This window comes from Micromonospora sp. WMMD708, from assembly GCF_049315245.1.
GTDB lineage: Bacteria > Actinomycetota > Actinomycetes > Mycobacteriales > Micromonosporaceae > Micromonospora > Micromonospora wenchangensis.
Window position 1 is genome coordinate 1,790,286 of record NZ_CP186060.1, and the last position, 13,835, is coordinate 1,804,120.

Below are 13,835 nucleotides of genomic sequence, written 5' to 3' on the forward strand. Positions count from 1 at the left end.
AACAGGATATTGCCAGTTGACTAACCAGCTGGCTGAACGGCATCGTGTTCGTATGCGACGAACCGTGTCATATCAGGAGTATCTGCTCGCCACGGCGATGACCTTGGCGCGGCGGCACCGCCCGGCGTGGTCGTGGCGGCGGTGGCGGTTCGTCTGCCGGTGCGGCAACGAGCTGCCCTGCCGCTACCGGCACCGCATCCCGATCAACCAGCTCCACTGGCCGAGCCAGGACGGGCCGCGATGATCGAGCTACGGGCCGGGGTGCTGGTCCAGGTGACGCGGAAGGCGAGCCCGCAGTTCGTCAGGCCGATCCTGTTCCGCCTGATCCGGGTCCGCACCGAGTGGATCACGTACGACGGGTGGGCCTGGCTCGACGGCTACCAGATCGACGCCAAGGGTGACGCAGTGGCCCGCCGCTCGATCTACGTCCAACCGGCCGGACTCCTGCCATCCGAGCCCACCCCCGCCCGCCAGCCCGTCCCCGCTTCTCGCGCCCCCACCTCCCGGCGCGTTCCTTCGACCCGACCGCACGCCCGCGCCATCCAGGGGGACAAGGTCGTCGACGAACTGCCGTGATCATCCCTCCGTATCGGGGAGAGGTTGGTTCACATCGGGTTCGGCAGCCGCACGGTGCAACTCGTCAAGGGTGCGTCTGGCTGATTGACGGCGTTCCTCGAACGTCGCCGGTTCCGCAGCCGCAAGCTCGTCGAAGTAACGGACACCTTCGGCGGTCAAGGCAATGATCTCTTCGGTCACGGTGCCAGCCATGAGCCCGACGAATCCAACGATCCACAGTGATGTCGCGAGGTCGGGGAGGTGGGCATCGCGGTTGGTGGTGGTGAGTTCGCGTCGGAGGTTGAGGGCTTCGTGGCTGGTGGTGAGTGCGTCGGTGTGTCGTCCGGCGTGGGCGAGTCGGATCGCGTGGTTGTTGAGTGACATGGCGAGGTCGGGGAGGTGGGCGTCGCGGTTGGTGGAGGCGAGTTCTTGGAAGAGGTTGACGGCTTCGTGGCTGGTGGTGAGTGCGTCGGTGTGTTGTCCGGCTTCGGCGAGTCGGCTCGCGTGGTTGCCGAGCGACATGGCGAGGTCGGGGAGGTAGGCGTCGCGGTTGGTGGTGGTGAGTTCGTGGTAGAGGTTGACGGCTTCGTGGCTGGTGGTGAGTGCGTCGGTGTGTTGTCCGGCTTCGGCGAGTCGGACCGCGTGGTTGTTGAGGGACGCGGCGAGGTCGGGGAGGTGGGTGTGGCGGTTGGTGGTGGTGAGTTCGTGGTAGAGGTTGACGGCTTCCTGGCCGGTGGTGAGGGCCTCGGTTCGTCGTCCGACTTCGGTTAGCCGTATTGCGTGCTCGTCCATCCATAACGCCTGTACATCGGGCGGGGTGTCCGGGGTGAAGCCGGCGACGATGCGGCTCGTCAGCGCCACCGCCAGCCTCCCCAACTCCATCGACGGGTACGGCACCCGCTCGGCGATCCGCCGTGCCCACCCGAGATCGATCTTCGCGTCCGCCACCAGTCGCACCGCACCCGGCGTGAACACCCCCGGGAACTGCACTCCGACCTGGATCACCGCCTCGACCATCCGGGGCACGTCCACCCCCAACGCCACCTCGATCAGCGCCGCCGCGTCGGCCTGGTGGGTGCGAGCCCGCCCGAGCACGGTCAGCGCCAGCACCGCCTGCGCCACCGTCAGGCCGGCGAACACCCGCGCCCGGTCGGCCGCCGGGTAGTCCGCCAGCACCCGCACGGCGAGCGTCTCCGCCAGCAGGTCGGGCTGCACCACGCCGAGCCCCGCGCCGTCGGTGGCCGGATAGAGGTCGGCCAGCCATGCCGCGTACCGGTCCACCCGCTCCGGCTCGGCGGCCACCAGCGCGGGGACCCGCCGGACCAGGCCGGCGACCTCGTCCGGGCCGTCCGCGCCGAGCAGCGCCGCCACGCCGACGACCTGCCGCAGGAGTGCGTCCGACGCCGGGTCGTCGGCGGTCAGCAGCCCCGCCCGTCGGGCCGCGAACCGCCAGTAGCGGGCCTCGTGCCCCAGCACCTCGGTCAGCACGTCGTACCGGCCGTGCCGGGGTTGCCCGTCCAGGACGGTCAGCAGCGCCTCGGCGTGCAGGCGCAGCACCGGCGTGTCCGCCGGGCGCTCCCTCGCCTCGATCGCCGGCACCGGTCGGCCCAGGTGGGTGGCGAAGTCCCGCGCCGCGAGGGCGACGATCTCGTCGGGTTCGCTCTCCTCGATCCGGGCCGGCAGCTCCACCACCTGCGACCGGCCGGTCACCGCGTCGAGTAGTTGCGCCTGCTGCGGGTACGCCGCCGACAGCGTCTCCCACCACAGCCCGGCACCCCGGGCGATGAGCAGCACCCGTACCCGTACCCCGGTGGCCCGCTGCGCCGCGCAGACCAGCGCCGCCACCCCGGCCCGGTCCCGCGTCTCGGCGTAGTCGACCACCACGAGCAACCGCGACGGTACGCCGCCCGAGGCGATCAGGGCGGCCGTCTGCTCCTCGGCCCCGGCGTGGATCCACTCGCACCGCCAACCGGGCAGCCGGCCGGCGAACTCCCGGGCCAGCCGGGTCTTGCCCACCCCACCCGCGCCGGTCAGCAGGCGTACCGCCACCGCGTCGGGGTCGGTCGCCCAGGATTCCAGCTGGCGCAGCACCCAGCCGCGACCGAGGAAGTCGACCACCTCCCGGCTCGGGTGCAGCAGCCAGGCCACCGACGCGGGCAGCTCGGCCGACGTCACGCCGCGCAGCGCGTCCTCGCCGTGCCGCCTGGCCTCCCGCCTTGCCGCCAGCCGGTCGGCCACCGTCGGCCCGAAGCCGCCGACCACCCCGGCGGCGGCAGCGGAGACGACGGTCCATCCGGTCTTGTCGTCGGCGACGGCCGCCCACGCGCCGAATCCGGCGACCACGCCCGGGATGCCCACCCACCACGCATGCCGACGCCAGGCACCCCGGTCCATGCGCGACACCCTACCGAGGGTCACCAACAGGACACGAAACGATCTTCGCGGTGTCGGGGCGGGGCCGCCGCCGGGTCAATATCGGGAATCGAGAAACATCGATTGACAGAAGTTTGTCCGATCGGGACACTCGATGAAACATAACTGTGCGTGCAAGGCGTGACACTGCCGCTCCGGGAGGACCAGATGAGGCTCGTACACCGGCGGCCCCTGCTCGCGGGAGCGCTCGCCGCCGCCACCCTGGTCGGCGTGGTGGGGGTCGCCACGGCGGCCTCCGCCGCCACCGGCTGCCGGGTGACCTACACGGTCACCAGCCAGTGGAGCGGCGGCTTCGGGGCCAACGTCGCCGTCACCAACCTCGGCGACCCGGTCAACGGCTGGCAGCTCACCTGGTCGTTCACCGCCGGGCAGCAGATCACCCAGTACTGGAACGGCACCGCCAGCCAGAACGGCGGCCGGGTCACCGTCGGCAACACCACCTGGAACGCCGCGCTCGGCACCGGGGCGGGCACCTCGTTCGGCTTCAACGGCTCGTGGAACAACGTCAGCAACCCGGCACCCACCGACTTCGCGCTCAACGGCACCCCCTGCACCGGCAGCACCACCCCCACGACGCCGACCCCGCCCACCCCGGGCACCCCGCCCCCCACCCCGACCACCCCACCGCCGACCACCCCGCCCCCGACCACCCCACCGCCCCCCACCCCGAGCACCACCCCGAGCGGCGCGGAGGCGACCATCGTGCCCGACCCGTCCTGGACCTGCGGCCGGTCCGCCGGCCTCGTGCCCCCGACCCGTGGCCGCCTGGTCTTCCGGGCCGCCGCCCAGCTCGGCGCGATCCGCGACGTCGGCGTCACCCAGTACGGCCACCGCCGCATCCTCGACATCCGGGGCGGCACCATCACCGGGGACCGGATCAACGGCACCATCCTCACCGGCGGCCTCGACCTCGAACTCACCCTCGGCACCGGCGCGACCGAGTTGGAACAGGTCGCCATCCTGCGCACCTCCGACGGCACCCCGATCTACCTGCGCACCTGCGGGGTCGCGCCGGCCGGCGACGCCACCGTGCGGATCGTGCCCGACTTCGAGGCCCCGAACTCCAGCGCGTACGCCTGGTTGAACACCGGCACCTACGTCGGCACCCGGACCGTCGACGCCGCGACGAACACCCTGCACCTGGCCGTGTACGACGTCGCAGGGGTGTCCCCGGCCGACCCGCGCGTGCAACTGCGCGACCCGGCCGGGACGGCCAACCAGCCGTGGGACTGCCTGACCGGCAGCGGCACCCGGGGCCCGGCGGTGTTCACCGAAACCGTCACCCTCGGAGCCAGCGTCTCGGTCGGGGCCAGCAAGCGCGGCACCCGCAACATCATCCCCATCACCGGCGGCACCGTGACCGGCCGGGTGACCGGGGCCGTCCTGCCCGGCGGGGCGGACTACCAGCTCATCGGCGCGACCAGCACGCTGGATGCCCGGTACGTGCTGTCCACCAGCGACCGGGAGCTGATCCTGGTCCGCAACTGCGGGGCGTTCGGCCGGCTGGTGCCCACGTTCGAGGCCCGCGCCGCCGGCCCGTACGCCTTCCTCAACGCCAACACCTGGCTCAGTTCCGACCCGGGTTCCGCCCCGGGCGGCGTGAGCATCACCTTCTACGAACGCCGCTGACGCGGCGGAGGGTGCCCGCCCCTCCGCCCCGGCACCCGGCCCCGCCCACGGTCCCGGTGGGTCGGGGCCGGGGCACGTCCGGGCCCGGCCGGTCAGCCGTCCAGCGCCAGCCCGGCCACCTCGTCGGCGCAGCCCCAGGACAGCGTCACCCCGGCGCCCCCGTGGCCGTACGCGTGCACCAGCCGTCGCCCCGGGGCCGGCCCGGCCTGCACCGCGACCCTCGGCCCGCCGTGCCGGGCCGGCCGCAGCCCGACCCGCGCCCCGAGTACGGGGGCGTCGGCCAGCGCCGGCACCAGCGCCACGCACCGGGCCCGGATCGCCGCCGCCGTGGCCGGGTCGGGCCCGGTGTCCCACGCGTCCGGTTCGGCGGTGCCGCCGAGCACCACGTCGTGCCGGCGCGGGTGCACGTAGGTGATGCCGGCCGGGTTCTCCTCGTCGCGTACCGAGGTGGTCAGGCCCGGGTTCGCCACCAGCACCAGCCGCCCGCGTACCGGGTGCACCGCCGGGTCGTCGGCGAGCCGCCCGGCGGCCAGTCCGGTGGCGTTGACCACCGTCGGGGCGAGCGTGAAGCCGTCGTCGAGCCGCGCCAGCCGGCCGGTCACGACCCGCCCGCCGGCCGCCGTGAACCGGTCGGCCAGCCAGTCCAGGTACGGCGACATCTCCACCGTCGGCGCGGTGAACCGCAACTCGGTGGCGTACGGCCCGGAGCCGGGGTGGGCGACCAGGTCACCGGCCGCCGCCGCCCACCACGGCGGGCCGGTGAACGGGCGGCGCAGCAGCATCCGGGTCGGCCGGGCCACCACCTCGGGCACCCCGGCGTCGGCCTGCCGGGTCAGTTCCGCGTACGTCCCGGCGGCCCAGCGCAGCACCCGGGGGTCGGCGTCGGTGTGGCTGGGGTACCAGACGGCGGCGGCGACCGCCGACACCGTGTCGCCGGGCGGGTCGGCGGTCAGCAGGGTCACCCGCGCGCCACGCTCCCGCAGCCGCACCGCCGCCGTCAGCCCGATGATCCCGCCCCCGACCACCAGCACGTCCGTGTCCATCGTCGATCTCCCTGTTCAGCGCCGCCCGCAGGCACGGACGGCCGGACCCGGATCGTCTCCCCGGGCCGGCTGCCGGGTCCAAGACAGAACCGGCGTGCGGCGATAAGCCGCACCTATGCTCACCGGATGGGACAGTCGGAGGCGACCGACGGTCCGGCCCGGCCGGACGTCGGGCGCGACGACCTGCGCCGGTGGCGGTACTTCGTGGTGCTCGCCGACGAGCTGCACTTCACCCGCGCCGCCGCCCGGCTGCGGATCGCCCAACCGGCGCTCAGCCAGCAGATCCGCGCCCTCGAACGACAGCTCGGGGTGACTCTGCTGCACCGCGACAGCCACGGCTGCACGCTGACCGGGCTCGGTGCGCAGGTGGCCGGCGAGGCCCGTCGGCTGCTCGCCGAGGTGGACGCCGCCAACGCCCGCATCCGGGACCTGGTCGGCGGGCGCTGTGGCCGGCTGCGGTTGGCGTACACCCGGTCGGCCCGGGGTGGGCGGGTGGACGCGCTGGTGGCCCGGTTCCGGGCGGCGCACCCCGAGGTGGAGGTGGTGCCCGAGACCGGGTGGACGGCACCGAACGTGACCGGGCTGCTCACCGGCCGGCTCGACGTCGCCTTCGTCCGCCCACCGCTGCCGGAGGCGGGGCTGACCTGCCGTACCGTCGACCGCGAGGAACTGCTGCTGGCGGTGCCGGCGGGACATCCGCTGGCGGCCGGCCGGACGCGGGTGCGCCGGGCCGAGGTGGTCGGTCTGCCCGCGGTGATGTGGCCCCGCGAGAACGGCCCCGGCATGTTCGACCGCACCATCGCCCAGGTCTGGCCCGACGGCGGTTTCCACCTGGTCCGTCAGGAACCCGACGACGAGCAGTTGCTGCGCGCGGTGGCCGGCGGCGACGTGGTCGCGGCCGTACCCGCTGGCCGGGCCCGCGCCCTGAAGGTCCCGGGGGTACGCCTGCGCCGCTTCGCCGCCCCGGTGCCGACCGTCGACGTCGCCCTGGCCTGGCGGCGGGGCACCACCAACCCGGCGGTACGGCACCTCGCCGCCCTGCTCACCGCCGACTGACCCGACCCACCGGAAATGCCGCCACGAAACCGTCGACGGACAGATATCCGACACTGTTTCGAAAAGCCGATCTCCCCGCAGAAATGGGATCGCGGACGGCATTCGTCATAGGTAATGTCCAGCCGCGTCGAATTCCGCCGCTGCGGAGTCGGCCGACAGCATCTGTGTGTCATTGTCGCCGGCGGCGATCGGCCGCCGACCCGTTCGGACCGCCGACCCGTTCGGTCAGCCGACCGGCCGGTTCGCGGCCCTCGGTGCGCCGGCGGTCCGGTCCACCGGGCCCGCCGTCCCGCCCGGCGACATCCGTAGTCGAGGAGCCTCCCGTGCCCGACCTGGACCCCCAGTCGCAGCCCGACCCCCACGCGGCCCAGCCCGGCCCGACCTACGATGACCGATCCACCCCGACGGGCGGAACACCCCTGCGACCGGAGAGCGACACCGCACCGGCCGGTGGCACCGCGCCCACCGACAGCCCACCACCGCCCGGTGGACCGGTGCCCGCCGGTGCGACGGCGTCGTTCGGGGCGACGGCGTCGGGCGGTGCCGCTCAGGCGCAGGAGTCCCCGGCCGCCGGGGACCGGTTCGCCCACCGCCCGCCCGGCTACCCGAGCGCCCTGGTCTGGCTGCGTGCCGGCATCGTGCGGGACTGGCGGGGCGTGCTCGGCGCCTTCCTCGCCACCTGGTTCTACGTGCCGTTGGCGCTGGTCGCGGCGGTCTGGGGCGGCCTCGCTCTCGGCCTGTACGGGCTGGTCGCCGGGGGCACCCAGTCCGAGGAGGCGGTGCCGGCGCTGCTGCGGGACGCGCCGCTGGTCGGGCCCCTGCTGGAGGCCTTCGTGGCGCGCTCCGGCGGGGTGGTCGGCGGGTTCGCCGGGTTCGCGCTCGGCGCGCTGGTCGGCTTCCTGGCCATCCTCGTGCTGCCCTGGCGCAACGCGTTCGACGAACCGGCGAACCTGTTCACCGGCCTGGCCGGGATGGTGGTCGCCGCCGGCCTGGTCGGGCTGCTCTACACCGTCGGGCGGGTGCTGCTGGAACCGTGGCTGCTGGGCGTCTCGGGGGCGCGGCAGCTCAGCCGGCGGGAGGCCGAACGGCTGCGCCCACTGCTGAGCGACTGCGCGGCCCGGCTCGGCCTGCCCGGGGAACCCCGGCTGCTGATCGAGGACGACCCGGTGCTCGCCAACGCCCGCGCCTACGCCCGGCACGTCGTGGTGAGCACCGCCGTGCTCGACTGCACCGACGAGGAGATCGCCGCGCTGCTCAGCCACGAACTGGTGCACTGGCGCACCGGCGACGAGGTGACCAGCGCGTTCATCCGGGGTGTCGGCCTGCCGCTGGTGCTGGTGCACGCCCTGCCGGCCTGGCTGATGCGCCGTTTCCCGCACCCGGCCACCGACTTCGTGGTGTTCCTGTTCTTCTGGCCCGTGCTGCTCACCATGCGGTACGTGGTCCTGCCCTGCCACCGCCGGGACGTCCGGGCCGCCGAGTACCGGGCCGACGCCGGTGCGGTACTCGCCGGACACCGGGAGGGGATGCGGTCCATGCTGGAGCGGCGACGCTCCTTCGAGACCGGGCGCAGCGGCTGGGACGAGGCGGTCTGCGCCACCCATCCCCCGTCCGAGCTGCGCCTGGACCGGCTGGACCGGCCCGTCCCCGACCCGATGACCGAGCGCGCGGCCACCGCGCGCGGCCTCGACGAGCTGTTCGGCGGTACGACGACGACCGCGGTCGGCTCCCGTCGCGCCCTGCTGGTGGTCGGCGCGCTGGTGCTGGTGAGCTGCCTGGGTGGCGGGCTGACCGCGGCCCAGTGGGCGTTCTTCCGCCCGCAGGCGGCCGTCGGTGACTACTTCGCGGCCCTGGCCGACCACGACGGCCCGGAGGCGCTCGAACAGCTCACCCCCGGCGTGCGGGCGGCGCTCGGCGACAGCGGGCAGCTCGCCCGGATGGTGGCGGCGAAGGACTACCGCCCGCCCACCGACGTGTCCGTGACGGGGGTGGAACGCGACGGCGACGAGGCGGTCGCCACGGTCGCCTACACCCTCGCCGGGCAGGAGCTGACCGCCGAGCTGCCGTTGCGCCGCGACGACTCCGCCGTACTCGGGCTGTTCCACCGCTGGCACATCGACGCCGCCCCGGCGACCCTGACCCTGCCCGGCGGCCCGGCCCCGCTGACCGTCAACGGGGTGCCCACGCCCACCGGCGAGGACGGGGTGGGGGTGGCGGTGACGCTGCTGCCCGGCTCCTACACGGTGGCGGGGGAGAGCAACGCGCTCAGCGAGACGGCGCCCCGGGTGGTCCACGTCGTACCCGGGCAGCAGAGCGTGAGCGGCGCGGAGGTGACGCCCACCCTGCGGCCCGACGCTCAGGCGGCGGCGGAACGCAGCGTGCGGTCCTACCTGGACGGCTGCGCGGCGCAGGCGGTGGCCGCCCCGCAGGGGTGCCCGTTCCGCTACTACACCGGCGGCTCGACGGTGAAGAAGATCTCCTGGAAGATCACCCGGTACCCGACCATCGAACTGACCCTGACCGGCCCGACCACCGCCCGGGTCTCCACGTCGTACGAGGCGCAGGGGTCGGCGCAGGCCACCGGCAGCACCGTCGGCTACTTCGGGACCACCCCGTTCACCGAGAACGAGACGTTCGGGGTCAGCGGCGTGCTGTCGGTGGTCGACGGCACGCTGACCTTCCAACCCGGTGACGACTGAGCCACCGGCCGGCCGGACCGCATGACTGAGAGGCAGACCGAGATGACCGCGCCCCGCTCCACCGCACCGGCCCGGCTGGTGCTGGCCCCCCGTGCCGCCGGCCCGCAGCGGACGACGCTGCTGGCCTGGCTGCACCGCGACCCGCGCTACCGGGCCCTGGTCCGCGACGCCGGGCCGGGGGGCGGGGCCGGTGGCCGGGCCGGCTTCAGTGACGCGGTGATCATCGCGGTGGTCGCCCAGGGGCTGCTGCCCGGCCTGTTCAACCTGGTGCAGAGCTGGGTGGACCAGCAGCGGACCGAGGTGAGCATCCGGCTGCAGGTCGGCGACTCCGAGGTGGAGATCCAGGTCAACGGCCGCACCGACGCGGCGAAGCTGTTCGACGAGGCCCAGCGGGCCCTACGCCCGACCGACCCCGGCAACGAGATCACCCCCGAGGGCTGACCCACCTCCGTCGGCCCCGTGCCCGCTGGGCGGCGCTCGGTTCGGGGGTGCTCAGGTCCGTCGGCGCTCGGCAACGGGGGTGATGTAGCGGTATCCGTGGCTCGGGATGGCGCTACATCGCCCCCGTTGCGTGCCGGGCGCCCGGGTGTCCGGGGTGGCGGGCGTCCGGGGTCCCGGGGCGGCGTGGCCGCCGGCGGGGTGGGCCGGTCAGGCTGCCTTGGCCAGGGCGTCGTACTCCTCGTCGGTGAGCTGCACCTCGGCGGCGGCCACGTTCTCCTCCAGGTGGCCGACCGAGGACGTGCCCGGGATGGGCAGCATGACCGGCGAGCGGCGCAACAGCCAGGCGAGCGCGAGCTGGGCGGGCGTCGCGTCGTGCCCGGTGGAGATGGCGTCCAGCGGGCCGCCCGGCTTGGCCAGGTTGCCGGTGGCGATCGGGAACCACGGGATGAACGCCAGGTCGTTGCGCTCGCAGTACTCCAGGACGTCCTCGGCGCTGCGGTCCGCCAGATTGTACAGGTTCTGCACCGACACGATCGGAGTGATCTTCCGGGCCGCCTCGATCTGCTCGACGGTCACCTCGGACAGCCCGATGTGCCGGATCTTGCCCTCCTGCTTGAGCAGGGCCAGCTCGCCGAGCTGATCCTCCAGCGGCACCTTCGCGTCGATCCGGTGCAGCTGGTAGAGGCCGATGGACTCCAGGCCCAGGTGCCGCAGGCTCAGCTCGCACTGCTGGCGCAGGTACTCCGGCCGCCCCACCGGCCGCCAGTCACCCGGCCCGGAGCGGGTCAGGCCGGCCTTCGTCGCGATGACCAGGTCGTCGGCGTACGGGTGCAGCGCCTCCCTGATCAGCAGCTCCGAGACGAACGGCCCGTACGAGTCGGCGGTGTCGATGAACGTGACGCCCAGCTCGTACGCCCGGCGCAGCACCCGGACCGCCTCTGCCGGGTCCTTCGGGTCGCCCCACACCCCCGGCCCGGTGATCTGCATGGCCCCGTAACCGAGCCGGTCGACCTGCAGGTCGCCGCCGATCCGGTAGGTGCCTGACGCCTTCGCGGGCTGACTGCTGGACCCCATGTGCCGTACCCCGATCCTCTCGTTGTCGTCGGTGGCAAATCTAGCCACCCACCCCGACGCCTTTCCCGAAGATCGCGGTCGGCAACACCTCCGGGCCGAATGTGGGCACCGACACTCAACCGGCGTGCCGGATGATCACCAGCGCCTGGTCGTCGTCGGAGCCGGAGAGCTTGGTCAACAGGGTGTCCGCGATGACCTCCACGGGCTGGTCCCGCACCGGCACGAGCACCTCGTGCAGGGCCGTCACCCCGGCGTCGTACGCCTGGTCGCGCCGCTCCACCAGCCCGTCGGTGTACGCCACCAGCAGGTCACCCGGGCCGAACGCCACGGTGGTCACCGGCACCGGGTCGCGGACCAGCCCGAGCGGCAGCGAATGCCCCGTCCAGACCGTCTGCGGCGGCCGACCCGGCCGCAGCAGCACCGGATGCGGATGCCCCACCCGGGCCACCTGCGCCTGCCCGGCCACCGGGTCGACCACCATCGCCAGGCAGGTGCCGAGGAACCCGACCCCGAGCAGCCCGGTCAGCCGGGGGAACACCTCGGCCAGCGGCACCCCGGAGCGGATCAGCGTGTTCACCACCGTCCGCAGTTGCGCCATGTCGGCGGCCGCCTCGACCTGGTGGCCCACCACGTCCCCGACGACCACGGCCAGCCGGCCGTCGTCCAGGTCGACCAGGTCGTACCAGTCGCCGCCCAGGTGCAGGCCGCTCATCGCCGGTTGGTAGCGGGTCGCCAGCTCCAGGCCGGGTGGCCCGATCGTCGCCGAGGTGCGCAGCCGGCCCGCCAACCGGGTCACCAGGTTGTGTTCGGCGGCGGCCAGCCGGACCCGCTCCAGGGTCTGCTCGCACAGGTCGGCGACGGTGTCCAGCAGAGCCAGGTCGTCGTCGTGCAGTGCCCGTTCCCGGGGCCAGCCGAAACCCAGCGCGGCGATGGGCCGCCGGGAGGCGTCCAACAGCGGGAGCACGACGGTGGTCACCATCCCGTACTCGCCCGCCGGGTCCGGCAGGCCGGGATGCCGGGCGGCGAACTCGGCCCGGTTGCGCAGGATGATCCGTTCCCCGGTGCGCAGCGCGTGGGCGATCGGCCGGGGGTCGTCGATGGTCAGGTCGTCGAAGGTGGCGACCAGCCCACTGGGCAGCTCCGCGTGCCACAGCCGGACCCGCCGGCCCTCGTCGCGCATCGCCAGGCCGGGCAGCGCCGCGCCGAGCGCCATCGGGGCGGCGTCCAGGATCACGTCGATCGCCTCACCGGTGGAGCGGGTGACGCTGAGCCGGGCGGCGAACTCCGCCATCGCCCGCGCGGACGCGGTCAGCTCGGCCCGCCGCAACGCCTGACTGCACAACCCCGCCACCGCGTCGAGCAGGATACGGCGGGCCTCCTCGTCGGCGGCCGGCGTGTCCCAGCGCACCTCCAGGGCCCCGAGCACGGCGCCGGTGCCGTCGCGCAGCGGCAGGCAGAGCCCGTCCGGCAGCGGCACGGTGGTCTCCTCGCATACCGCACGGGCCAGCGGCTCGTCGTCGGTGACCCGCACTTCGCCGGTGCCGGCGTCGCCGGTCACCGTCAGCTCCCAGGCACCCGCCGTGGCCGCCGCGACCCGGACCCCGTCCGCGCCGACCAGCCCGGGGGTGAAGGCCCGGACCACGTCCATCACCGCCTCCCGGCTGCCGGCGGCGCTGAGCGCCCCGGCGAGCCGGGCCAACCCCTCGGCCTGCCGCAACGCACGCCGCCGCTCCCCGTCGGCGACGACCGGGCCGTCGGGCGCGGCGGCGTCGGCGGTTCCGCCGGGCGCGGCGGTGACGGCGGTGAGCACGCCCTGCGGATGGCCGGCGGCGTCGACCACCGGGCCCGACGAGAAGACCGGCCCGGCTCCGTCGTCGCCGTGCCGGACGACCCGGGCGGCGGTGAGCACCCCGGTCAGCGTGGGCACCGCGTCGGGCCAGACCGCCGGGGCGGGCCGGCCCAGCGCCCGGGTGCCGGCCGGGCCCAGCAGGGCCAGGTAGCCGTCGTTGGCGAGCAGCACCAGCTCCGGCCCCCACCACAGCGCGGCCGGCGTCGGGCTGTGCAGGCAGACGACCAGGGCGGTACGCAGGCTGGGCGACCAGTCCGCCAGCGGGCCGAGCGCGGTGCCGGTCCAGTCGTGGTCGACGATCCACCGGCCGGCCCGGCCGGCGTGGGAGAGCAGTTCGCGCCAGCGGGAGTCGTCCGGCGGCCGGGGGGCGTCGGCGGAGCGAGCCATGTCGGGACCTCCGCTCTGCGGATCGAGCGCCTTCCCCATCAGTCGGACCGTACCAGCGTCGGCTGACCGGCACGTCTGCCGATCTGTCGGCGTGGACCGGCCGAAAGGCCGCCGGTGCCACCCGCCGCACCCGGTGTCCGCCCCGGGACGGCCCCCGTCCGGCCCGGAGTTGTCCCGACCGGCGGTCACGGGCGTCCCCACCGTGGGACGCTGGCCGGGTCCGGGGACACCACCGGCGCGGTGTGGCGCCGACGCGGGGGAGGGGACGCGATGACGGGTACGCCGCAGCTGGACTTCGCACTCGACACGTACGAGTGCATCGTGCTCTATCCGGGCCCGGCCGGGCGGGTGCTGCCGAAGGAGACCGTGCAGCGACTCCAGGCCGAGCACACGGCGCACATGCTGGCCCTGCAACGGCGGGGCCTGGTGCTGGTGGCCGGCTCGATCGACGGCCCGGCCCGGGAGCCCGCCCCGCCGATCGGCATCGGTCTGGCCCGCACCGGATCGGTCGAGGACGTACGCAGCGTGATGGAGGCGGATCCGGCGGTGCAGGCCGGCCTCTACATGGTCGACGTGCTGACCTTCCTCTGCCCGGCGGGCTCGCTGGAGTTTCCGCTGGTCAAGACCGACAGCTGACCGTCGGGGCGGCGGGCGTGGCGTGACGGTGAC

11 protein-coding genes are annotated in these 13,835 nt (G+C 74.3%); 7 read left to right on the forward strand and 4 right to left on the reverse strand.

What is annotated here, in order from left to right; all coding sequences use genetic code 11:
* Nucleotides 1–52 precede the first annotated feature (52 nt).
* Both ACN260_RS08180 and ACN260_RS08185 read left to right on the forward strand, forming a co-directional pair.
* Nucleotides 53–244 carry a hypothetical protein gene (locus ACN260_RS08180; RefSeq protein ID WP_422755391.1) on the forward strand — a complete coding sequence of 64 codons (192 nt, stop codon included), beginning with the start codon at nucleotides 53–55 and terminating at the stop codon, nucleotides 242–244.
* Entirely contained in the window at nucleotides 241–576 is a 336-nt protein-coding gene (locus tag ACN260_RS08185) for a hypothetical protein (RefSeq protein ID WP_422755392.1), read from the forward strand. The genes ACN260_RS08180 and ACN260_RS08185 overlap by 4 nt, the downstream gene beginning before the upstream one ends.
* Here ACN260_RS08185 and ACN260_RS08190 read toward each other — a convergent pair whose 3' ends face one another.
* A complete protein-coding gene (locus ACN260_RS08190; protein ID WP_422755393.1) occupies nucleotides 577–2,949 on the reverse strand; it encodes a hypothetical protein in 2,373 nt (790 codons plus the stop codon). It abuts the gene before it with no gap.
* A gap of 186 nt (nucleotides 2,950–3,135) precedes the next feature.
* On the opposite strand from ACN260_RS08190, the gene ACN260_RS08195 reads away from it, so the two are divergent.
* Complete coding sequence (locus ACN260_RS08195) at nucleotides 3,136–4,617, forward strand: DUF3237 family protein (protein ID WP_422755394.1); 1,482 nt, start codon at nucleotides 3,136–3,138, stop codon at nucleotides 4,615–4,617.
* 92 nt (nucleotides 4,618–4,709) lie between these two features.
* Here the strand turns inward: ACN260_RS08195 and ACN260_RS08200 are convergent, their stop codons facing one another.
* Nucleotides 4,710–5,660: an FAD-dependent oxidoreductase gene (locus ACN260_RS08200; protein WP_422755395.1), complete on the reverse strand. Its 951-nt coding sequence runs from the start codon at nucleotides 5,658–5,660 to the stop codon at nucleotides 4,710–4,712.
* Between the two features lie 126 nt (nucleotides 5,661–5,786).
* Between ACN260_RS08200 and ACN260_RS08205 the strand changes: the two genes are divergently transcribed.
* From ACN260_RS08205 to ACN260_RS08215, 3 genes are all read left to right on the forward strand, one after another.
* Nucleotides 5,787–6,716 carry a LysR family transcriptional regulator gene (locus ACN260_RS08205; RefSeq protein ID WP_422755396.1) on the forward strand — a complete coding sequence of 310 codons (930 nt, stop codon included), beginning with the start codon at nucleotides 5,787–5,789 and terminating at the stop codon, nucleotides 6,714–6,716.
* A gap of 323 nt (nucleotides 6,717–7,039) precedes the next feature.
* Entirely contained in the window at nucleotides 7,040–9,415 is a 2,376-nt protein-coding gene (locus ACN260_RS08210) for a M48 family metalloprotease (RefSeq protein ID WP_422755397.1), read from the forward strand.
* Between the two features lie 21 nt (nucleotides 9,416–9,436).
* A complete protein-coding gene (locus ACN260_RS08215; protein ID WP_422755398.1) occupies nucleotides 9,437–9,856 on the forward strand; it encodes an effector-associated constant component EACC1 in 420 nt (139 codons plus the stop codon).
* Nucleotides 9,857–10,063: 207 nt separating this feature from the next.
* Here the strand turns inward: ACN260_RS08215 and ACN260_RS08220 are convergent, their stop codons facing one another.
* Nucleotides 10,064–10,930, reverse strand: a complete 867-nt coding sequence (locus ACN260_RS08220) for an aldo/keto reductase (RefSeq protein WP_422755399.1) — start codon at nucleotides 10,928–10,930, stop codon at nucleotides 10,064–10,066.
* 115 nt (nucleotides 10,931–11,045) lie between these two features.
* The gene (locus tag ACN260_RS08225; protein ID WP_422755400.1) at nucleotides 11,046–13,166 is read right to left on the reverse strand and encodes a PP2C family protein-serine/threonine phosphatase; all 2,121 of its coding nucleotides are present in this window, start codon (nucleotides 13,164–13,166) and stop codon (nucleotides 11,046–11,048) included.
* A 270-nt stretch (nucleotides 13,167–13,436) separates the two neighbouring features.
* Between ACN260_RS08225 and ACN260_RS08230 the strand changes: the two genes are divergently transcribed.
* Nucleotides 13,437–13,802 carry a YciI family protein gene (locus tag ACN260_RS08230; RefSeq protein ID WP_422755401.1) on the forward strand — a complete coding sequence of 122 codons (366 nt, stop codon included), beginning with the start codon at nucleotides 13,437–13,439 and terminating at the stop codon, nucleotides 13,800–13,802.
* Nucleotides 13,803–13,835 lie beyond the last annotated feature (33 nt).

Coding starts and splice junctions, on each gene's coding strand:
- ACN260_RS08230 (WP_422755401.1), top strand. CDS start 13,437: ATGACGGGTACGCCGCAGCTGGACTTCGCACTCGACACGTACGAGTGC.
- ACN260_RS08215 (WP_422755398.1), top strand. CDS start 9,437: ATGACTGAGAGGCAGACCGAGATGACCGCGCCCCGCTCCACCGCACCG.
- ACN260_RS08195 (WP_422755394.1), top strand. CDS start 3,136: ATGAGGCTCGTACACCGGCGGCCCCTGCTCGCGGGAGCGCTCGCCGCC.
- ACN260_RS08190 (WP_422755393.1), bottom strand. CDS start 2,949: ATGGACCGGGGTGCCTGGCGTCGGCATGCGTGGTGGGTGGGCATCCCG.
- ACN260_RS08220 (WP_422755399.1), bottom strand. CDS start 10,930: ATGGGGTCCAGCAGTCAGCCCGCGAAGGCGTCAGGCACCTACCGGATC.
- ACN260_RS08205 (WP_422755396.1), top strand. CDS start 5,787: ATGGGACAGTCGGAGGCGACCGACGGTCCGGCCCGGCCGGACGTCGGG.
- ACN260_RS08225 (WP_422755400.1), bottom strand. CDS start 13,166: ATGGCTCGCTCCGCCGACGCCCCCCGGCCGCCGGACGACTCCCGCTGG.
- ACN260_RS08180 (WP_422755391.1), top strand. CDS start 53: ATGCGACGAACCGTGTCATATCAGGAGTATCTGCTCGCCACGGCGATG.
- ACN260_RS08185 (WP_422755392.1), top strand. CDS start 241: ATGATCGAGCTACGGGCCGGGGTGCTGGTCCAGGTGACGCGGAAGGCG.
- ACN260_RS08200 (WP_422755395.1), bottom strand. CDS start 5,660: ATGGACACGGACGTGCTGGTGGTCGGGGGCGGGATCATCGGGCTGACG.